21 protein-coding genes are annotated in these 20,600 nt (G+C 36.3%); 9 read left to right on the forward strand and 12 right to left on the reverse strand.

Translation table 11 applies throughout. The features are described from left to right. The first annotated feature begins 45 nt into the window (after positions 1–45). Entirely contained in the window at positions 46–1,227 is a 1,182-nt protein-coding gene (locus J2S06_RS07240) for an exonuclease SbcCD subunit D (protein WP_419151840.1), read from the forward strand. Further along, positions 1,224–4,643 (forward strand): AAA family ATPase, encoded by a 3,420-nt coding sequence (locus tag J2S06_RS07245; RefSeq protein ID WP_419151841.1) that lies wholly within the window; start codon positions 1,224–1,226, stop codon positions 4,641–4,643. Before J2S06_RS07240 ends, J2S06_RS07245 begins: the two co-directional genes overlap by 4 nt. Before the next feature lie 117 nt (positions 4,644–4,760). Here J2S06_RS07245 and J2S06_RS07250 read toward each other — a convergent pair whose 3' ends face one another. The 9 genes from J2S06_RS07250 to J2S06_RS07290 form a co-directional block, all read right to left on the reverse strand. Further along, positions 4,761–5,351: a molybdopterin-dependent oxidoreductase gene (locus J2S06_RS07250; RefSeq protein ID WP_044896184.1), complete on the reverse strand. Its 591-nt coding sequence runs from the start codon at positions 5,349–5,351 to the stop codon at positions 4,761–4,763. A gap of 112 nt (positions 5,352–5,463) precedes the next feature. Then, positions 5,464–5,682 carry a spore germination protein gene (locus J2S06_RS07255; RefSeq protein WP_044896185.1) on the reverse strand — a complete coding sequence of 73 codons (219 nt, stop codon included), beginning with the start codon at positions 5,680–5,682 and terminating at the stop codon, positions 5,464–5,466. Between the two features lie 81 nt (positions 5,683–5,763). Continuing rightward, on the reverse strand, positions 5,764–5,982 hold the full coding sequence (locus tag J2S06_RS07260; protein ID WP_044896186.1) for a spore germination protein: 219 nt from the start codon (positions 5,980–5,982) through the stop codon (positions 5,764–5,766). 75 nt (positions 5,983–6,057) lie between these two features. Then, positions 6,058–6,429, reverse strand: coding sequence for a spore germination protein GerPE (locus J2S06_RS07265; protein WP_083979400.1), 372 nt, complete (start codon positions 6,427–6,429; stop codon positions 6,058–6,060). Then, positions 6,430–6,606, reverse strand: coding sequence for a hypothetical protein (locus J2S06_RS07270; protein WP_044896187.1), 177 nt, complete (start codon positions 6,604–6,606; stop codon positions 6,430–6,432). It lies immediately after the preceding gene. Positions 6,607–6,608: 2 nt separating this feature from the next. After that, complete coding sequence (gene gerPC / locus J2S06_RS07275) at positions 6,609–7,226, reverse strand: spore germination protein GerPC (RefSeq protein WP_044896188.1); 618 nt, start codon at positions 7,224–7,226, stop codon at positions 6,609–6,611. Between the two features lie 70 nt (positions 7,227–7,296). Then, positions 7,297–7,530, reverse strand: coding sequence for a spore germination protein GerPB (locus tag J2S06_RS07280; protein WP_044896189.1), 234 nt, complete (start codon positions 7,528–7,530; stop codon positions 7,297–7,299). Between the two features lie 10 nt (positions 7,531–7,540). Next, the gene (locus J2S06_RS07285) at positions 7,541–7,762 is read right to left on the reverse strand and encodes a spore germination protein (RefSeq protein WP_044896190.1); all 222 of its coding nucleotides are present in this window, start codon (positions 7,760–7,762) and stop codon (positions 7,541–7,543) included. A 167-nt stretch (positions 7,763–7,929) separates the two neighbouring features. Next, positions 7,930–8,097 carry an aspartyl-phosphate phosphatase Spo0E family protein gene (locus tag J2S06_RS07290; protein WP_326946928.1) on the reverse strand — a complete coding sequence of 56 codons (168 nt, stop codon included), beginning with the start codon at positions 8,095–8,097 and terminating at the stop codon, positions 7,930–7,932. Positions 8,098–8,422: 325 nt separating this feature from the next. Here J2S06_RS07290 and J2S06_RS07295 point away from each other — a divergent pair, with 325 nt between their 5' ends. Both J2S06_RS07295 and J2S06_RS07300 read left to right on the forward strand, forming a co-directional pair. After that, a complete protein-coding gene (locus J2S06_RS07295) occupies positions 8,423–9,334 on the forward strand; it encodes a fumarylacetoacetate hydrolase family protein (protein ID WP_044896191.1) in 912 nt (303 codons plus the stop codon). Between the two features lie 524 nt (positions 9,335–9,858). Continuing rightward, positions 9,859–10,209, forward strand: coding sequence for a YisL family protein (locus tag J2S06_RS07300; protein ID WP_419151842.1), 351 nt, complete (start codon positions 9,859–9,861; stop codon positions 10,207–10,209). A 51-nt stretch (positions 10,210–10,260) separates the two neighbouring features. Here the strand turns inward: J2S06_RS07300 and J2S06_RS07305 are convergent, their stop codons facing one another. Next, the gene (locus J2S06_RS07305) at positions 10,261–10,815 is read right to left on the reverse strand and encodes a DUF2777 family protein (RefSeq protein ID WP_419151843.1); all 555 of its coding nucleotides are present in this window, start codon (positions 10,813–10,815) and stop codon (positions 10,261–10,263) included. Positions 10,816–10,951: 136 nt separating this feature from the next. Between J2S06_RS07305 and asnB the strand changes: the two genes are divergently transcribed. After that, the gene (asnB, locus tag J2S06_RS07310) at positions 10,952–12,805 is read left to right on the forward strand and encodes an asparagine synthase (glutamine-hydrolyzing) (RefSeq protein ID WP_419151930.1); all 1,854 of its coding nucleotides are present in this window, start codon (positions 10,952–10,954) and stop codon (positions 12,803–12,805) included. Between the two features lie 457 nt (positions 12,806–13,262). Here asnB and J2S06_RS07315 read toward each other — a convergent pair whose 3' ends face one another. Together J2S06_RS07315 and J2S06_RS07320 are read right to left on the reverse strand one after the other, a co-directional pair. Beyond that, positions 13,263–14,648, reverse strand: a complete 1,386-nt coding sequence (locus J2S06_RS07315) for an ammonium transporter (protein WP_419151844.1) — start codon at positions 14,646–14,648, stop codon at positions 13,263–13,265. Positions 14,649–14,681: 33 nt separating this feature from the next. After that, a complete protein-coding gene (locus tag J2S06_RS07320) occupies positions 14,682–15,023 on the reverse strand; it encodes a P-II family nitrogen regulator (RefSeq protein ID WP_419151845.1) in 342 nt (113 codons plus the stop codon). Positions 15,024–15,708: 685 nt separating this feature from the next. Between J2S06_RS07320 and larC2 the strand changes: the two genes are divergently transcribed. The 4 genes from larC2 to J2S06_RS07340 all read left to right on the forward strand — a co-directional run bounded on the left by larC2 (position 15,709) and on the right by J2S06_RS07340 (position 20,597). Further along, positions 15,709–16,191, forward strand: a complete 483-nt coding sequence (larC2, locus tag J2S06_RS07325; protein ID WP_419151846.1) for a nickel pincer cofactor biosynthesis protein LarC2 — start codon at positions 15,709–15,711, stop codon at positions 16,189–16,191. A 101-nt stretch (positions 16,192–16,292) separates the two neighbouring features. Further along, positions 16,293–18,140: a sigma-54-dependent Fis family transcriptional regulator gene (locus J2S06_RS07330; protein WP_419151847.1), complete on the forward strand. Its 1,848-nt coding sequence runs from the start codon at positions 16,293–16,295 to the stop codon at positions 18,138–18,140. A gap of 109 nt (positions 18,141–18,249) precedes the next feature. Then, positions 18,250–19,545: a four-carbon acid sugar kinase family protein gene (locus J2S06_RS07335; protein ID WP_419151848.1), complete on the forward strand. Its 1,296-nt coding sequence runs from the start codon at positions 18,250–18,252 to the stop codon at positions 19,543–19,545. Between the two features lie 20 nt (positions 19,546–19,565). After that, complete coding sequence (locus J2S06_RS07340; protein WP_419151849.1) at positions 19,566–20,597, forward strand: DctP family TRAP transporter solute-binding subunit; 1,032 nt, start codon at positions 19,566–19,568, stop codon at positions 20,595–20,597. Positions 20,598–20,600: the final 3 nt, after the last annotated feature.

The following is a 20,600-nucleotide window of genomic DNA, read 5'->3' on the forward strand; positions in this document are numbered from 1 at the left end:
CGACAAGCTCTTCTTCTTTTTTCATCAGTCGTGAGGTGATCTATTTTGAGAATTTTGCATACAGCTGACTGGCATTTAGGAAAGACGCTTGAAGGACGAAGCCGCTTAAATGAGCAAGCGGAGTTTTTGGATGAATTGCATGAAATTGTTGACAAAGAAAAAATTGATGTCGTGTTAATGGCTGGTGATGCGTTTGATACAGTCAATCCACCTGCAGCTGCTGAAGCTTTATTTTATGAAAGTATTTCAAGACTTTCAGACAAAGGAAAGCGGCCCGTCATCGTCATTGCAGGAAATCATGACAATCCAGATCGGCTTTCCGCTGCTTCCCCTTTAGCAACAGAACAAGGAATACATTTAATAGGTTATCCAACAACGAATGTTTTGACGATTACCGTTCCGAAAACAAATGAAACGATGAAACTGATCGCATTAGCTTATCCATCAGAAGCAAGACTTGAGGAAGTGTTGGCAAATGAGTTTGATGAACGATTGCTGCGTGATCAATATGATGAAAAAATATGTGACTTATTTCAATATATGTCTGGCAAGTTTGAGGAAGAGACAGTAAATATAGCGATGAGCCATCTTTATGTTGCTGGGGGGGCATCTACAGATTCAGAGCGTCCAATTGAAGTAGGGGGTGCGTATACAGTACGAGCAACCAGTCTTCCAAAAGAAGCCCAATATGTTGCTCTTGGACACTTGCATCGCCCGCAAGATGTGAAAAAGGCTTTAACGAAAGCGCGTTATTCCGGCTCTCCTTTAGCGTACAGCTTTTCAGAGGCTGGTTATACGAAGTCTGTAACCATTATTGATGTAAAGCCAGGAGAGGAGGCCAATATATCCGAGGTCTATTTGTCAAGCGGAAAACCGCTTGTGAAATGGAAAGCAAAGGAAGGAATTCAGCAAGTATACAGGTGGCTTGAAGAAGGAAAGGACGCAAATGCTTGGATTGATCTTGAAATTCATTTAACAAACAACTTGTCAATAGAAGAAATTCATCGTCTAAGAAAATGGCATGAAGGGTTTATTCATATTCGCCCTGTGTTTGTTCATGAGGAAAAAACGACAAGCAAACGAAGACAAGAAAACTTGCCGATTGATGAAATATTTAAACGATTTTACGCGAAGCAAACTGGCGGAGCTGAGCCTGAACAAGAGCTAGTTCAGCTATTTTTAGATCTCATTTCCGAAGAAGAAGTGCAGGAAGGTGAATCTTCATGAAACCGATTAAACTTGCGATAGCTGGCTTACATAGCTTCCGTGAAAAGCAGGAAATTGACTTTGAAGCATTATGCAGCGGCGGGGTTTTTGGAATTTTCGGGCCAACTGGAAGCGGCAAATCCTCTATATTAGATGCGATGACCCTTGCTTTATACGGAAAAGTTGAACGTGCCTCTAATAATACGCAAGGAATTATGAATCATGCCGAAGATCAGTTATCGGTTAGCTTTACGTTTGAACTAGAAAATGCCGAGCAGAAAAAACGGTATCGAGTGGAACGTTCATTTAAAAGAACAGATTCTATTCGTTTAAAAACATCAGGCTGCCGTTTATTAGAAGAAGGTGAAGAGACGGTTGTTATAGCAGATAAAGCAAATGAAGTAAACGAAAAGATTCATGAGCTTCTTGGATTGACGGTTGATGACTTTACACGTGCCGTCGTTCTCCCACAAGGCAAGTTTGCCGAATTCCTTTCTTTAAAAGGTTCGGAACGTAGGCAAATGCTGCAACGATTGTTTAATTTAGAGCAATATGGTGATGTGTTAAATAAGAAGCTAAAGATGCGGCTTCAGAAGGCCAAAACATCCCTTAGTGAACGAATAGCTGAACAAGCAGGCATTGGGGATGCATCAAAAGAGGCGGTTAGAGCGGCAAAGGAAGAAGTTGAAAAAAGGAAAGAGCACTTAAAAAAAGTAGAAGAAGAATATGATACGATCACGAAAACATATGAAGAGAAACGACAAATATGGAATTTGCAGCTAGAAAAAGATTCGGTTTTACAAAAGCAAAAAGAGCTAGACAGAGAAAAAGCGAAATACGAAATGATGGAGAAAAAGCTGGAAATAGCTGAAGCTGCTGAACGGCTCAAGCCATATGCTGAAGCGGTCAACGAGCTGAGGAAGGAAAAAGCCTACTACGATTCCGAAACAAAACGATTAGAAGCTGAAACGAAAACGAAAAAAGCTGTATACGAAAAAAAGCATCAAGGATTTGAAGATATTCGTAACGAAAAAATAAAAAAAGAACCAGTTCTATTACAGAAGCGTGAAAAGTTGACACAGCTCATCGAACTTGTCACTGAATTAGAGAAAGAGCAAAAGCAATTAGCTTCCTTAAATAAGGAATGTAAATTATTAGAAAAAAAGCTTCATGACAAACAGGTGGAAATTCAAAAGCTTGAAAATTTATTAAATAAAGCGTATGAAAGACAAAAAGAGCTGAAAAAACAGCTAAAAGAAAATGCCGTTTCAAAAGACGTCCGCGAAAAGATCCGAAATGCCACCGAGCTGAAGCAGAAGCTAGAGCATTTATATAAACAACGAAATGAGCTGCAAGAATTAAAGGAAAAGAAAGATCACCATTTGCAAATGACGAAACAGAAAGTTACCGAAGCTGAAGAAAAGAAATTACAGTGGAAAAAGCAGATTGCAGCAAAATTTCAAGGTTTACAAGCGGTTTATCATCATGTAAGTGAACGACAGCGTGAGCTTGAAAGGTTTCATCACCATATGAAAATGATGCAAAAAAAAGTTCGGGATGAAATAGAGGAAGCCCGAACACATGAAGCAGCGAAGCAGTTAGCATTCAAATTGTCTGAAGGAGAACCGTGCCCTGTTTGCGGTTCGACTCATCATCCAGCGCCTAAACTAGAATCACAACTAGAAGAGCGACCATTATCCGTATTACAGCAAACTCTTGCCTCTATGGAAGAAAAAATATCGCACATCCAAGAAGAAGAAAAACAAATTTACACATTAAAACTAAAATTAGAAGAATTATCTGAATCCATTGTGGCTGAGCAAAGCTTTTTACAAAAGGTCCAGCCATTGACGGCGGCAGCGATAGAGCCGATTTTTGAAGAAGATGAGCCGTTCGAACATGTGGATATGGGAAGATTTAAGCAGCTTTCGACCGAAATAAAAGCATTAAATCAAGATTTCCTTCAAGTCAAAGAAGCGTTGCAAACATTCAATCAAAACATACGTCAAGTTATGCAAATTCAAAGCCAATATGAACCAATGCAAGAATCTCTTTTCATAGAGCTAAAGGATCTTAATGAAAAAATTGTAGAAATGAAAGTTCATATAGGGGAAGAAGAGCAAAAATGGCAAACACATTTTCCCGAGCTTTCCATTCACGATGTTGAGAAAATGATCGAACAAATAAGAGAAAAGGATGCAATGGTTGAAACATTAACGGAACGGATTGAAACGAGCATTTCCTTTTTAGATGAAAAAGAAAAGGAAAAACTAGCTTTAAAGGAAGAAGAAAGAACACTGTCTAATCAGTTATCAGCGAAAAAGGCTGAGCTCAAATATAAACAACAGTCAGTTGAAGAAAAGCAAAACCGTTTAAACCGAGAAGAAGCTGAAAGCGATAAGCTTCATGAAGAGCTTGAGGGAATTGAAGAAACATTAAAGCGATACAAAACAGTTGAGCAGAAAGCCTATGAACAGTGGCAAACGGCTCTAAAGGAGCTTCAACAGCTTGAAAGCGAATTTCATACAGCGAAAAAACAAATGAAAGATGCGAAAGTGAAATTAGAAAAAGCAGAAAAAAGATGGGAAGAAGAAAAGAAGAAAACTTCCTTTCAAAGCATTGAATCTGTCCTTGAAGCGATTTTATCTGTAAAGGAAAAACAATCCATTAAAGCTGAACTATTAAAATACCAAGAGGAAGTAACACACGTCAAAACCGCCCTGCAGCAAGTAATCGAAAAATTAAAGGGACAATTTTTATCCGAATCTGAATGGCTCGAAATTCAAACATTAAAACATGAGGTGAAAGCTCGCCTTAATGAAGCGGTAGAACAAAAAGGAGCGGCCGAAACGCAGCTTAAAGTGCTTCTTGAGAAACATGAACGATATATGGAGATCGAAAAGGAAAAGAAAACATTACAACGTGATGTAGATCGGATGGAGCATTTGCAACAGATATTAAAAGGAAATAGCTTCGTAGAATATATTGCAGAAAAACAGCTCGAACAAGTTAGCTTAGATGCCTCTGAACGTCTAGGGGAACTAACGAGAAGACGTTATGCAATCGAAGTCGATTCTCAAGGTGGATTCATTATGCGCGATGATGCAAACGGTGGGGTTAAACGTCCTGTATCGTCTTTATCAGGAGGGGAAACGTTCTTAACATCACTTGCACTTGCCTTATCTTTATCAGCCCAAATCCAGCTCTCGGGCCAATATCCACTTCAATTTTTCTTTTTAGATGAAGGCTTTGGAACATTAGATTCAGAGCTGCTTGATACAGTCATTTCCGCTCTAGAAAAATTACAATCTCATAATTTATCTGTTGGTGTCATCAGCCATGTTCAAGAGCTTCGAGCACGGCTGCCAAAGCGCTTAATTGTTGAACCAGCAGAGCCATCAGGAAGAGGAACGCGAGTCAAAATAGAAACATTATAAGTCGAAGGACAGCCTCATCGTGGGCTGTCTTTTTTTAAGAACAAATGTGATAGGTTTGTCGGATTAGCGCATGAGAAGTGCTGCGTATTTATAAAATTTTTTATTGGTGATGGTCGTTTAGGAAAATCGTTCTTCTTTAAAAGGATTGGCAGTCATGGAGTAGCCTCTTTTCTCCCAATAGCCTGCTTCATCCTCTTTCATAAAGCGAATTCCTGATGCCCATTTGGCCCCTTTCCATAAATAGAAAGAAGCTGGTGGAATGAATCGAAGCGGGTAGCCATGCTTAGGAGATATCTCTTGCCAATCATGATTTTGGTCTTTCCATTTGTATACAAATAAAGCATCATCACCTAATAAAGCTTCAAGGGGTAAATTGGCTGAGTAGCCAAAACGGTCTCCGTTTAAATAGCCATAAATTTTCACGTATTTGACATCTTTTTCGAGTTCCACGAAATTTAAAAATTCACGGAAGGCAATCCCTTCAAAGGTTGTATCGAATTTTGACCATGTCGTCACACAATGCATATCAATCGTTGCAACGGTTTTCGGTAAATTCATCACATCTTGATATGATAAAGTAATTTCCTCTTTTATATCGCCAAAAAGTTTAAAATTCCAATTCTCCTCTTGGAATTTGTATACATCTCCTTCATGAAGAATAGGCCATTTATTTGTTTCAAATTGTCCAGGAGGCAATGTTTTTCCCATCTATATCATCCTTTCTTTTCAAAACCATTTTTTATTAAGGCTCTTTTCTAAAAGATTGTTGCTTTATTATACAATACAAAAGGTCCTTTTTAAAAGAGAACCAGACAGCCTATTATGCATTAGCTGTCTGGTTTTGATCAAGAAGGTCGGGGTCTATTCCTTTTACAATACTTATGCCGTTATTAATATTGAGGAAATCCCCAACATTTCCATCACCTGAGCCGGAAATAGCTTTATTTTCTGATAGCGGTGATAGGTAAAAGGAGTCGCCGAAATTAATAATGCCATCAGATACTGCATTAATTTTAGCCGGACCTACGATTACTGGCATATTGAACAACCTTTCTTATGGAATAATGGTTCTTTTCAATGACATGTTATAGTAACTTTTGTTAAAAGAGATGGAATCAACTTAAGCGTTGGCTGTCTGATTTTGATCGTTAACATCTGGATCTACTCCGCTTGAAATGCTAAATCCATTATTGACAATGTGGAAGTCACCCGTATTTCCACTTCCTGATCCAGAAATGGATTTAGAAGCGCTTTTTGGCGATAAATAAAAGGAATCGCCAAAGTTCACAACGCCGCCAGAAACTGAATTAATTTTAATTGGACCTACAATTGCAGGCATATCGAACATCCTTTTCTTCCGTAACTACTACTTGTATTATATGTGGTTAGTGATGATTGGTTCCAAACATAGAAACTATTCTTCTAATTGGCGAATGTGTTTAACTCTAGCGACGGAGCTTACTTCATCTGTCGAGCCGAAATGAACGACTGATGAAGCGGAGACCGCTAATATTTTGATTGAATCTACATGAATGGAAGGAGCTTCATTAAAGTATGCACTATGAAATGGTTCATCAAAAACAGGCTGTGGAATTTTTTCTCTATATATTGGGAATTGCTTTAAATCCCCTTCATTTCCAAAATATAACTCATGCTCTCTTTGGACAGCCAAGACTTTTACTTCAGGTGTAATTTTATTAGAATCTCCAATTTGAAATATCGAACTAAACCCCATGATATTAATATACGCCACCCGTATATTGGAGATGCGGTTGATTAAATGCATTTATTCTGGTGAAAGTGGTACTAAAGGTCCGATGACAACAGCTTCAGGTGGCGTATCAAAAATAGAAGATAATGATATTGTATTTGTGTCGCCGATTAAAAAGACAGATGAACTGGAAACGCTCATCACTCTCACTATTCCTACATTCAAATCTTTATTGACAACGGTATAGTTCATATTTATGAATCACCTTTCATTTCTTTAGGTAAATATTTAAGAAAATGTGTAATTGAATTTTCTATATCCTTTTTTACTTTCTCTTCTACAAATTGAACTTGTTGTTTTACATCTACACTTTCGTGAAGGCGGAGTGTCTGCATGTAATACTGAATTCTTCCGTCAATTTGTTTTTTTATGTCCTCAATCATGATGTTTTGATACGTTTTGTCAAATTTACATTGATGTTTTTGAGCAAGCTCCTCAATTTTTTTCGGACAATCTTCCTCTAAATAATGGAAAATATTTTCCTTGCATTGTTGATAAATTTGATTTTTTATTTCTTTGTGAATGGCACTTACTTTAAGTTCTTTTTGTTGAACATCAAATTGATCAATGCTCTCTGGATCCGTAGGGTTTAACCCAATATTTAATACCCCTTCTAACGTTTCCACTTTTAGTTGGTCAAACTTATATTCTACCTTTTCAATATTTGTATACGGTTTCCTTTTTAATTCATCGATTTGATCTCGAAGGATATGCAGAGTTTTCTCTAAATGATTCATTCGTTCGTTCTGATATTGAATATATCTATATAGCTGGTCTAAGTAGTGTTGTAAATTGTATGGATCAAAGGACATAAACAGTTCACCCCACTCTGCATAAAAAGTTCTATCGTATTATATGCAGAGTGAATAAATGGGTGAATACCTAAGTGCTGCTAGGGGGTTGAAGTGGAAAAAAAGGTGGCGTTACAGGCAGTTCCTCAACTACTCCAGCTTGCTTTTTTGGCAAGGGAGCAGGCTTTGTAAACCCTCCTGTATTATAAAGATTGGAAAGAGGCTTGATCATGCCCGCACTGCCAATTTGAAGGACAGAAGAATTGCTTACGGCCCCTACGCGCAAATATTGAATTTGGATCGTTTGATGGATATAGAAGTTCATAATCCCACTCCTATGCGTTCAAAACCGTTGGCTGGTCAACTAGGTCGCGGTCATACGTGTTCGTTACACTGTTTTGATTGAAAATGTTTAGTCCATCCCCTGTATTAAATGAACCAGCGCCTGCGAACGTTTTAACTTCACTATAAGGGGAAATATTTAGAACGTCTCCGATATGAAGAACACTGCTTGTTCCTACACTATTTACTTTAAAAGCTCCTACAATCGCTGGCATTATTAGACACCCTTTAAAATAGGCTAATGTTCTTGATACATCATTTTATGTAGGAGATAAAAAGATGTGAAACGGAATAAGGATAAAAAAAGGTTATGAATGGGAAAATAAAAAACGGTAAAGAAAAGAATAAGGGAGGAGCTTTCGGCAAGATAACATATCGATCACTATTCTTTTTTCTCTTTTTTTAAGATATTTATTTGCGACAGCATTTCTTTTATAAGTAAAGCATCTAGCTCTTGACTGCATTGAAGCGTTTGACTTGAATTCAATCCATATTTATCAGCTGTTTGAATCAATTTAATTCTTAATTGTTCAATATTTTGCATCGTCATAACAAGAACCAACCTTTTTTGTTTTCAATTATTCTTATTATACAATAAAACAAATAGTGAACTAAAGCAAAAAAAGTCATATTTTTACATATTTTTCACAGTGGGAATTTATTTTTGAGGATTAAAATCTAGGAATTTTTCGGCCTCCTTAAATGATGATTGAAGTATATCGTTCTTGACATATTCTGGTCCTTTTAAAAATATTCAAACTTCTTTGCTGCTTTTAAAGGAAATTTGTCTAGTGTTGGCGAATATTAAAACTAGGAACTTATTATTTTTCATGCTACTATTAATGCAAAAATCTTTATTGTAATGGGGGAAGACAATGAAATTTGTAACAGCTGAACTACATGGAAGAACATTTATTGGACTGATTTATGACGATAACTATGTCATTGATATCCAAAAAGCAGAAAAGAAACTATACGAGGAAGAATTTACACCTTCTTCCATGCTGCAATGTATTGAACTAGGTGATAAATTTGTTCATCAGATCGACACTTTAATGGAATTAGTAGAAAAAGAAAAAGAGCGTGAATCATATGTTTATCCATTAGCGGATATAAAGCTATTGGCGCCGATTCCTAGACCAACGAAAAATATTTTTTGTGTTGGAAAAAATTATCGAGATCATGCTTTAGAGATGGGAACAGTAGAAGATATACCAAAGCATGTCATGATTTTTTCTAAAACACCGACGACAGTGATTGCTCATGAAGAACAAATAGATCCACATCTTCATGTTACTAATGAGCTTGATTATGAGGGAGAGCTTGCCGTTATCATTGGGAAAAAGGGAAAAAGGATTTCAATAGAAGATGCGATGGATTATGTGTTCGGTTACACCATAATTAATGATGTAACAGCCCGCGACTTACAAAATCGCCATAAACAATATTTACTAGGAAAAAGCTTAGACACATCTTGTCCAATGGGACCTTTTCTCGTTCATAAATCAGCGATACCGCACCCACATCAACTAAACATAGAAACAAAAGTAAACGGAGAAATCCGTCAAAAAGCAAATACGGAGCAAATGATTTTTCCGATTCCAGAAATTATTTCTGTTATTTCTCAAGGAACGACACTTGAACCAGGTGATATTATTGCAACTGGTACTCCAGCTGGAGTTGGAAAAGGGTTTAATCCACCAAAACTACTACAATCCGGTGATATCATTGAAATAACAGTCGAAGGAATCGGGACATTGCGCAATACTGTAAAGGCGAAATCATAATGGGTTTCGCCTTAGTTTGTAGATAAAGTCTATATACAAAGAAGGAATTTTTCAGACTGAATGAAAGCGATTGCCATTCGAGGCACGAGCACGATGAGGAGCGGAGTTACCAAGTACGGTAATGAGCATCCGAAGAGTGCGAAGTAACAAAGAATGCAAGCGTTTGTCACCAGTCTGAGGCGAAATCATATGGTTTCGCCTTTCCTTATAAGATAGCCTAAAAGGTTATGGATAAAATCAATGAATCTAAAAACTATTTTTTTAGGCTCTTTTCTAAAAGATTGTTGCTTTACTATACGATAGCTTTTCGACTGTCAAGCAAGCGAAACGCTTGCTATGTCACGCGTGTAGCGTGACGTGAACCGAACAAAAGTCGATGGTCGGGCAAATGTGATTTGTCCGACCACGTGCTTTGTTCGGTTCATAGACAGTCGAAAAGCAACAAAGTTTACGAAAACAGCCTTTTTTTATTATAATTCTGATAAGATAGAAAAGGAATTGCTTTGAATAAGGAGGATCATGACATGACCCATTTACACATTACAACTTGGGTAATTTTGCTCATTTTATATTTCATTGCATTAGGTAAATATTCAAAACGTATACATATGGCGGTTCGTCTTTTTTATTTAATCGTCATTGCAACTGGATTAGAGCTTGTCATTCGTTTTAATGTTTTTCAAATAGCAAATTATGTAGGGGAATATATTGGAAAAATTGTATTAGCGATCGTATTAATTGGCTTAATGGAAATGGTATTAGTACGCAAACAAAAAGGTAATTTATCAAAAGGTTTATCCATCAGTTTTTGGATTATGCTTGTACTTGTCATTTTAGTTGGCTTCCGCTTACCATTAGGATTTCAATTATTTTAACAGCTGCCGCTTTGAACGGCAGCATTTTTCGATTAGAGAAATTAGGTAAAGCTACACAGTTAATGAAGTAATGATGCTTCTTTCCCCAGTGCTTAAAGTAAATTCAAATCGGTCTGAGATCAAGCCGCTGCGCTTGAAGAAATGTTGAACCGCACAAATTTGTTCCCCATTATCGAAAACGTAAATGGAAGCACCCCTTTTTTGAAACAGCAATTGATTATGTCCATATAATAAGTCATAAATGGAAAACGAAAGGTGATTTAAATGCTTGACAAACATCGTAAAGCTCTCATCTGAAAGTTCTTCTAAAACTTGCTGAAACGAATAGGCTAAATTCTTTTTGACACGAATTTTTTCGCCATCCTGTAATTCATACGTTACACTTCCTATTTGAACGAAACTTCCTCCTACCCATTTTCCTTTTTCCCATCTTCCGTTTATGTAGATATCGAGATCCTTTTCTAATACGTTTTGAAAAAGTATTTGTTCATCCTCATGATCAAATAATACTAAGTCGGGCTCATATTTCTGTACAATCCCAATCATATATGAACGTTTTTGTAGTTGTAATAGCTGACGTTTTACATTTGATAAAATCGAAACCACCTCCGCGACTAATGCTTCTTAACAACGTTGTCTCCAAAAAGAAGAGGATTTATTCATGATGGACAATTCAAGTAATTTTTGCACATGCATACACTAATACCATGGAATTTGTGAGGTCTTTCACTTGAATGAGGAGATGGTGTTTATGTGTGGAATTGCAGGAATCGTAAATTTCGAAAAAACGCTACGGAAAGAAAAACATATCATTAGTAAAATGACTGAGACGTTAACGAAGCGAGGACCAGATGATACGAATATTTGGGGAGAAAATCATGTGCTGTTCGGACATAAACGACTAGTTGTGGTAGACCGAGATGGCGGAAAACAGCCGATGACTCGGTTCAAGGGAGAAGAGGCCTATACGATTTGTTACAATGGGGAGCTTTATAATACAGAAGATATTCGCCATGAACTGTACAAAAGGGGATACACCTTTCAAGGACATTCTGATACGGAAGTATTATTAACCTCTTATATGGAATGGAAGGAGGAATGTGTCGATTATTTAAATGGCATTTTCGCATTTGCGATTTGGGATTCAAAAAAGCAACAGCTATTTATAGCTCGAGATCGTCTTGGTGTAAAGCCATTGTTTTTCTCTCAAAAAGGGTTATCATTAACGTTTGGTTCCGAATTAAAAGCCCTTTTAGCCCATCCAGAAGTATCAGCGGTTGTCGATGATGAAGGATTAGCAGAAATTTTTGCATTAGGTCCATCCCATTCACCTGGTTCTGGTGTTTTTAAAGGAATTGAAGAATTGCGTCCAGCTCATGCGTTAACTTTCTCACGCGAAGGGATTCGTATTTGGCGTTATTGGAATGTTAAAAGTAACATTCATACCGATTCTTTAGCGGAAACAGTCGAGAAGGTTCGATTTTTATTGACAGACGCCGTAACTAGACAGCTTGTATCGGATGTACCACTTTGTACGTTTCTTTCAGGAGGTTTAGATTCGAGCGCTATTACTGCAATTGCTGCTAAAGAGTTTGAAAAAGAAGGGAAGGGTCAGCTGCATACGTATTCGATTGATTATGAAGGAAATGACAAGTATTTTAAAGCAAATGAGTTCCAGCCGAATTCGGATGCCTTATGGATTGAAAAGATGAGTCATACCTTTCGGACGATTCATCATCATTGTGTAATATCGCAGCATCAGCTCATTCAATATTTAGAAGAAGCTGTTCTTGTCCGTGATTTACCGGGAATGGCAGATATTGATTCTTCATTATTATGGTTTTGCCGTCAAATAAAAAAAGATTTTGTTGTCAGTTTATCAGGAGAATGTGCTGATGAAATTTTTGGGGGCTATCCTTGGTTTCATCGTCAAGAAGATTTAGCATTACAAGGCTTCCCATGGATGCGTTCAATAGATGAACGAACAAAATTATTAAAAAAACATTGGCAAAAACGTTTGAACTTAAAAGAATATTCGCAAATGAAATGGTATGAAACTTTAGTAGAAGCGCCTGTATTAGAAGAAGAATCACCTTTGGAATTAAAACGAAGACAGCTTTTTTATATGAATATGATTTGGTTTATGACGACACTTCTAGAGAGGAAAGATCGGATGAGCATGGGAGCGAGCTTGGAAGTGCGCGTTCCATTTGCAGATCATCGGCTAGTAGAATATGTTTGGAACATTCCTTGGAAAATGAAAATGCATGAAAACCGAGAAAAAGGAATTTTACGTAAAGCTTTAAAAGGCATTTTGCCAGATGAAGTATTATATCGCAAAAAAAGCCCATATCCGAAAACTCACCACCCTGAATATACAAAACTTGTCGTCAAATGGCTTCAATCTATTTTACAAAAGAAAGACTCTGTGTTATACGAATTGTTTGATCAAAAGGAGCTGAGAGCGTTAATTCAATCTGAAGGAAAAACATTTCAAACACCATGGTTTGGCCAATTAATGACAGGGCCTCAGCTATTAGCCTTTTTAGCTCAAATCCACGTTTGGTTTGAAGCATATCGCATAAACATTGAATAAAGATAAGAGGATGTCTCATAAGTCTATCCCACTATTGTGGGGTTAGACCCTTTTGGTTCTTTTGTACCTGATGAGAAAAATTTTTTCTGAATAAACTCCTCCTTAACTGTTGCAAGAAAATGATTAAAATAATAATTTAAACTTTTTACAAGAGAAAAATGTAACAAAAAAAAGGATTTAAAGAAAATTTACAAATAAATAACAATAAATTAATAATATTTCCCTAAATTTTTGTCTCTTCACCATTTTCTGTGATTTGTACACAAACCTTGCATCATGTTAGCTGGATTGACATAGCAAGCGTATCGCTTGCCTGACAGTCGAAAAGCAAAAGAGCAGCCTTCAAAAATACTTGACTAAACGTAAGAAAGAGGCCGTCTAGAAGGATAGCCTCTTTTCTTATCTATCAAGGAATGAGGTGAGGGTATTGGAAAATAGTTTTAATGAACAGGCGACATTAATGTACAGTATATTTATTTGATTTGGCAGAAGCATGCAGATTGTTAAGCCGTTCAATTAAGCCAGCACCGAAAGAGTTGTTTGATTGTTCTGTATTTTGCGAAAGATAGCTTTCGCGTAATTCGTATGCACTTGATCCATGCTCAGCGAAATCGAGCCCTTGAATTTCCACTTCCTCATCGACGCGAATAGAGGAAAAACGAGTTAAAAGGAATAAGAAAATAAAAGATGTTACGATCGTCCAAGCTATTACGGCTAATACGCCAAGTGATTGAATGCCAAGTAATGAAGCGCCACCTCCATAGAATAATCCATTTGAAACGTCAAAAAATCCAATGGCTATTGTTCCCCAAATCCCACAAATTCCGTGAACACTAATCGCTCCGACTGGATCATCAAGCTTTGCGACTCTGTCAATAAATTGAACAGACTCAACTAAGATAACACCAGCGACTGCACCGATTACAATGGATCCTATAAATGAAACATTTGCACATCCAGCTGTGATGCTGACTAATCCGGCTAGGGCACCGTTTAAAGTTAAGGAGGCATCGATTTGTTTGTAGCGTAGGTGAGTATAAAGAGCAGTGATGACAATACTGGATGAAGCAGCTAATAATGTTGTTGCGATCACGTGAGGGACAAGTTCTGGGTCGGCTGCTAAAGAACTACCCCCATTAAATCCGAACCAACCGAACCAAAGAATAAAAACACCTAATGCACCGAGAGGAATGTTATGACCAGGGATGACGTTAACTTTTCCGTTCGTATATTTACCGATTCGTGCACCTAAAAAGAGAACTGCAACAAAAGCTCCTAAAGCTCCTGTTAAATGGACGACAGTCGAACCAGCAAAATCAATAAATCCTAGTTCAGATAACCAGCCGCCTCCCCAAATCCAATGACCGACAATCGGATATATAAAGCCTGTCATCACAACGGTTAATAGCATATAGCTGGAAAGCTTCATACGCTCTGCTACAGCCCCTGAAATGATCGTTGCACAAGTGGCAGCAAATACAGCTTGGAAAACAAAAAAGCCAACTTGATCACCTTCACCAATTAAAGCAAACCCTTTTGTCCCAAATAATCCATATTGAGATTCACCAAACATCAGGGCATAACCAACTAAAAAATAAAGAATAGAACCGATTGAAATCGTTAAGAAGTTTTTCATCAAAATATTCAATGCATTTTTCGCTCGTGTAAACCCAGATTCAACCATAGAAAATCCCGCATGCATAAAGAAGACTAAAAGTGCAGCAATCATGATCCATGTCATGTCTAATGAAGAACGGATCGATTCGACTGTAGGCTCTTCAGCAAAAACAGAAGTGGCTACTAAAAAGCTAGCAGTAGTAAGTGAGAACACTTTCTTTTTCATATTTTCACACCTTTCAAAAATATTGACATTTTTTTAAAGGATTGCTTCTTTTCCTGATTCACCTGTGCGAATGCGAATAGCATTTTCAACAGGAAGTATAAAAATTTTCCCGTCGCCAACTGTATTCGTCGAACAGGTTGATTGGATGATTTGGACAATCTCATCAACGAATTCTTCTTCAACGACCATTTCTACCTTTACTTTTGGAAGAAGTTTAATCTCATAGGAAGTACCGCGAAAAACACCTTGCCTGCCTCGCTGCTGCCCACAGCCTGCAGCTTCTGAAACTGTTAGCCCGTTAATACCAACTTCTTCTAGTTTTGTGCGGAGGAGAGGAAATTGTTCGGGCCGAATGATTGCCTCAATCTTTTTCACGTTCTCATCTCCTTTATGTTATGTTTTATAACATTATTTGTTATGCTTATTATCATATATAGAATTTCCGAAAAAATCAAGTAGATTTTTTTAAAAAAACGTAATTTATGTAATAAAAAATGACATGAAGATAAAATCATGTTGTAGGATGCTAAATATGTAAAGAAAGAGTTACATTGATATTCACGGCATTTGTTGTAAACTCTTCGTTTGTCCATAAATTTTAATGTTTTATTTTTATTTGAAAAGGTAAAGAAAGCGTTTGTTTAGATCTCAACATCAACATTGCATCAGAATGATGTGCCCTCAAGGTCTTTTTGTAAGACTCTTTTCTCAAAGATTGTTGCTCAACTGCTCAGGCAAGCGACGCCCTTGCTATGTCACACTTTAGTGTGACGTGAACTGAACAAAAGGCGATGGTCGGACAAATGTAATTTGTCCGACCACGTGCTTTGCTCGGTTCATGGACAGTTGAAAAGCAACAAAGTTTACGAAAACAGCCTTTTATAATTGCTTACTTAGTTTTGATTCGCTATCATAAAAGTGAACACCTCTTCTATTTGGTCGTGTTTGATTGCGCGTACACGTTACCAGAAGAAGGGGTTTTTCATTTTATAAAACTTTGTCAAGGGAACGTTTTTACATAGTTTATTTAATTACAAGAGATTTGAAAGGGAGTTAAAATATGGAAAATTTTTTTGACCATATGGAAGAACATGAAGATGTAAACATGATTAAATTAGAAGTAAATATCGATAATATTTCGTCAGAATGGCTAGGTTATACAATGGACAAGTTATTGAAAGAAGGGGCAAATGATGTGTTTTACGTTCCCATTTTTATGAAAAAAAATCGCCCTGCTTATATGATGCAAGTATTATGTGATCAAAAAATATTAGAAAACATTAAAAGGATTATTTTTGAAGAAACAACAACATTAGGTATAAGGTATTATCCGGTTACAGTACATAGATTGGGGAGGAGATTTGTGGAAAGAAAAACACCTTGGGGAGTCGTAAAGATTAAACAGGGGATTTATAATGGACAAATTGTCCAAGAATCTCCAGAGTATGAAGATTGTAAAAATATTGCTGACCGTCATCAAATTCCACTCAAAAAAATTTATGATTATGTTTGGAAAAAAGGGTACAAAGGAAAAGAAACTTAGTAGCTTCATCAAATGTTTACATTGAGTGTGTTGTGTAATTAAACACTATCGCTTAAAATGAATTTAAAATTGAAATTATTCAAAGTATAGGAGTGCAAGAAATGACAAAAATGTTGGTTATTGCACCATATGAAGGGCTAGGAGAGTTGTTTGAAGAAGCAGCAAATGAGTTAGAAATGGATATTGATGTAAGGGTGGGGAATTTATATAAAGGTTTGATGATTGCGAAATCTTTAGAATCAGAAGGCTATGATGTTGTCATTAGCCGTGGTGCAACAGCAAGAGTCATTAAGGAAAAAATCCACTTACCTGTTGTCGAACTACAAATCTCTGGATATGATATTTTGCGTACATTAAGATTAATCCAGGGATATACAGGAAAAGTAGGAGTTATGAGCTTTTTTAATATTGTGAAAGGAGCAGAATCTGTCGGTCTCCTGTTAGGAATTGATGTTCAATCTTTTCTGATAAACTCAGAAGAAGATATTAAACCGACCATCTATCAAGCGAAAGCTCAAGGTATTGACCTAATTATTGGTGATGTGATTACAACGAATGTTGCTAAACATCATGGTATAAACAGTATGTTAATTACTTCAGGGAAAGAAGCTGTTTTTGATGCAATCGAAAGGGCAAAAGAGCTTGTATATTATTTGGATAAAGAGAAGAAAATAAAAAATTCCTATCATGCGGTAGTTGAAAAGTCGAAAGCAGGTATCATCATTGTAGATCAAGATGCCAATTGTATAGAAATTAATGAGCAAGCTGCGAAATTTTTAGATGTTGACCGTTCTGAAATGCTAAATCAACAACTTGTAGATGATTTCCCATTCATAAATTTTAAAAAAGTTATGCATTCACATAAAGAGGAAAGTTACCAGAGTGTTTTAATTGGTGATCACGTATTAGACATTGAAAAGTTTCCAATATTTCATCATGGCCATTTACAAGGTGCAGCTATTATTCTAAGAAAGTCAAATGAAGTTATGATGAATGGGAATGGAAAAAATTTTTCTGCAATGTACCGACCTGTTCTTCAGTTCAGCCATTTAGTAGTTCACTCAGAACAAATGAAAAAAGTAGTTTCTGCATCTAAACAAATTAGTCAGTCCAATCTACCAGTATTGATTATTGGCGAAAAAGGAACGGGCAAGACAGCGATTGCTCAAGCAATTCATCTTGAAAGTAAACGGCGAAATAAACCATTTTATTTATTGAATTGTCAAGATTATAGTGAAGAAGAATTAGAAACATTATTGTTCGGAAAAAGTATGAATAATAGTAACATTTTCGAAATAGTCAATGGAGGGACAATCTGTTTTGACAACATAAGAGCCATTCCATATCATTTGCAAGACAAATTAGCAGAACAATTAGAAAAAAAGAAGATTATTTTTTTTGAAGAGGAAGTAGAATTTGATATTCGAATTCTCGTTACAACGTGTGAAAATCTTGCAGAGCAAGTGGATAAAGGGGAATTAAGCCCTAAACTCTATAATACGATCCATTCATATACTTTAAAACTTCCTCCTTTACGAAAGCGCAAAGAAGATATGGAAGATTTGATTCGAAGCTTTATAGCAACCGTTAATGCGAAGCTTGGTAAGCAGATTGCAGGATTATCGGATGAAGTTTTGCATGAATTATATGAATATGACTGGCCAGGCAATGTTGCACAATTAGAAAAAGTTGTTCAGCAAATGTGCCTTGCTTCAGATGGACCGTTTATTGTAATGGATGATGTGATTAGTATTATTAAAGGGTTAAAAACAAAACCGAATGAAAACAATGGAATTCATGTATCATTAGATAACAAAACATTAGATGAACTAGTGAATGAAATCATTTTAAAGGTAATTGAAGATGAAGAATATAATCAGTCTAAAGCAGCAAAACGATTAGGCATTAATCGCTCAACTTTATGGAGGAAATTGAAAACGCTAAAATAATGTTGTTATTTGCAACATTATTTTAGCGTTTTTTTTAATCAACGTATTGAATTTAACAAAAATTCAGACTAGAATTTATTTAAAACGTTTTCAAGAAGGGAGGGGGAAGATGAAAAATGCAATAATTTTAGCTGACGATTTGACTGGAGCAAATGATACAGCTCTTCAAGTTGCAAAAACGGGCATAAATACAAAAGTATTAATACAAGAACCGTTTCATTTTGCGTCAAACCAAAAGCGACATGTCTATGTAATTAATACTGAAACGCGATCATTAGAAGTAAATGAGGCACGGAAAAAGTTAAAAAATCTTGCCTCTCAAATAAATAAGTTAGATTTTTCTTTTTACTATAAAAAAATCGATTCGACTTTGCGTGGGAATGTCGGAGCAGAAATTGAAACATTAATAGAAAACATAGATTTTGATTGTGCAGTAGTTGTCCCGGCATATCCAAAAAATGGTAGGATTACAGTTGGTGGGTATCATCTTGTTCATCAAAAGCTATTAACGGATACAGAATTTGCAAAAGATCCGAAAACACCAGTCCATCATTCAGTTGTTTCAAAAGAATTAGAACTGCAAATGAAGCAAGAGGTTACTCACATTAATATTGAGTTCATAAAAAAAAATAAATTATCCAAAATACTTAAAAATATGTCTGACTTTGGGAAAAAGTGCTTCACTTTTGATTGTATAACGGATGATGACTTTGACACCATTATTTCAGAGACGGAACAAGTCTTTAAACGAATATTATGGGTAGGTTCTGCGGGTTTGATGTCTTCTTTAGCCAAACGGTTTAAAGACGAAGATAATATGATGCAGAATCAATCACTTAAAAATAAACACCCTAATCTAGTGGTCGCTGGAAGTGTTAGTGAAAAAACGAGAGAGCAAGTTGACTATTTGAAAAGTCAAGGATACGCGCTTTTAACCTTACATCCAAATGAATTATTAGATGAAAACTTTTCAACAGATTGTTTGCCAAACATGTTGTTAAAAGCCGCAACGATTATTCAACAAAATAAACATTTAGTTATCACAACGAATAGTTCAACTGAAGCCCGGAATGAATTCGCAGAATATTTACAAAAAAATGCTCTATCAAAAGAAGAAGCAGGGAATCAAATCGCTAAACATCTTGGACTTCTTGCTTCAAAGCTTATAAAAAAACACTCATTTGCAAGCTTATTTTTAACTGGAGGTGATATTGCCTATTATACTTGTACTCAATTACAAATAAAAGCTCTAAAAATTATAGGTGAAGCTGAAGAAGGGATCCCGATTTGCAAAATAGCAGATTCAGAATCAAATGATTTACCTATTATTACAAAAGCTGGGGCTTTTGGAGACCGTTTTTCAATCTACAACTCATTAATCAAGGTGAAGGAGTTTATTAATTGAATTGGATAAGGGGGAGAAAAATGAAAAAGTTTCTAGCATTCTTTATGTCTGTCATGCTTATCTTCGTCCTAGCTGCTTGTGGAGGGGAAAATTCAACGGAAGGTGGCAGCAGTGATGGAAGTGGAGAAAAAGGAAATAAGGAAACTATTACGTTAAAGGTAGGCCACACTTTATCAGATCAATCTCATTATCAAGAAGGTTTAAAGAGATTTAAAGAACTATTAGAAGAAAAATCAAATGGTCAATTCCAAGTTGAAATATTTCCTAATGGTGCGCTTGGTGGAGAACGTGAGATGATTGAAGGACTACAAATTGGTAGTGTTGATCTTGTTTTAACCTCTACAGGTCCGATGAGTGGTTTTGTTCCTGAAATTACAGTTGTAGATTTGCCGTTCTTATTCCGTAATGCCGAACATGCACATAAAGTATTAGATGGTGAAATTGGTCAAAATTTATTTGCAAAACTTGAAGAAGCACAAGGCTTAAAAGGTTTAGCATGGTGGGAAAATGGGTTCCGCAACGTAACAAATAATGTACGTCCAATTGAAAAGCCTGAAGATTTGAAAGGATTAAAGATACGGACAATGGAAAACGACATCCATATGGATTCATTTAAAACAATGGGTGCTGATCCAACACCAATGGCGTTCCCAGAATTATTTCCTGCCCTCCAACAAGGTGTTGTAGATGGGGAAGAAAATCCAGTACCAGTTATAACGAGCTCTCGTTTCTATGAAGTGCAAAAATACTTAACGATGACTCGTCATTTCTATAATCCATCTATGTTAATCATCTCAAAAAGCAAATTTGATTCATTTCCAGAAGATTTACAAACAGCTCTCCTAGAAGCTGCAAAAGAAGCTGGTGATTATGAGCGCCAAGTTGTTGCGAAAATGGATGAAGAAGGCATTGCGCTATTGAAAGAGAAAGGTATGGAAGTGATTGAAGAGCCGAATATCGAACCGTTTAAAGAAGCCGTTCAACCTGTATATGAAAAATACAGTGAGCAATTTGGCCAAGATTTAATCGATAGCATTATAAACACGAAATAATTC

It is taken from the genome of Bacillus alveayuensis (assembly GCA_030812955.1).
Taxonomy (GTDB): Bacteria; Bacillota; Bacilli; order Bacillales; family Aeribacillaceae; genus Bacillus_CB; species Bacillus_CB alveayuensis.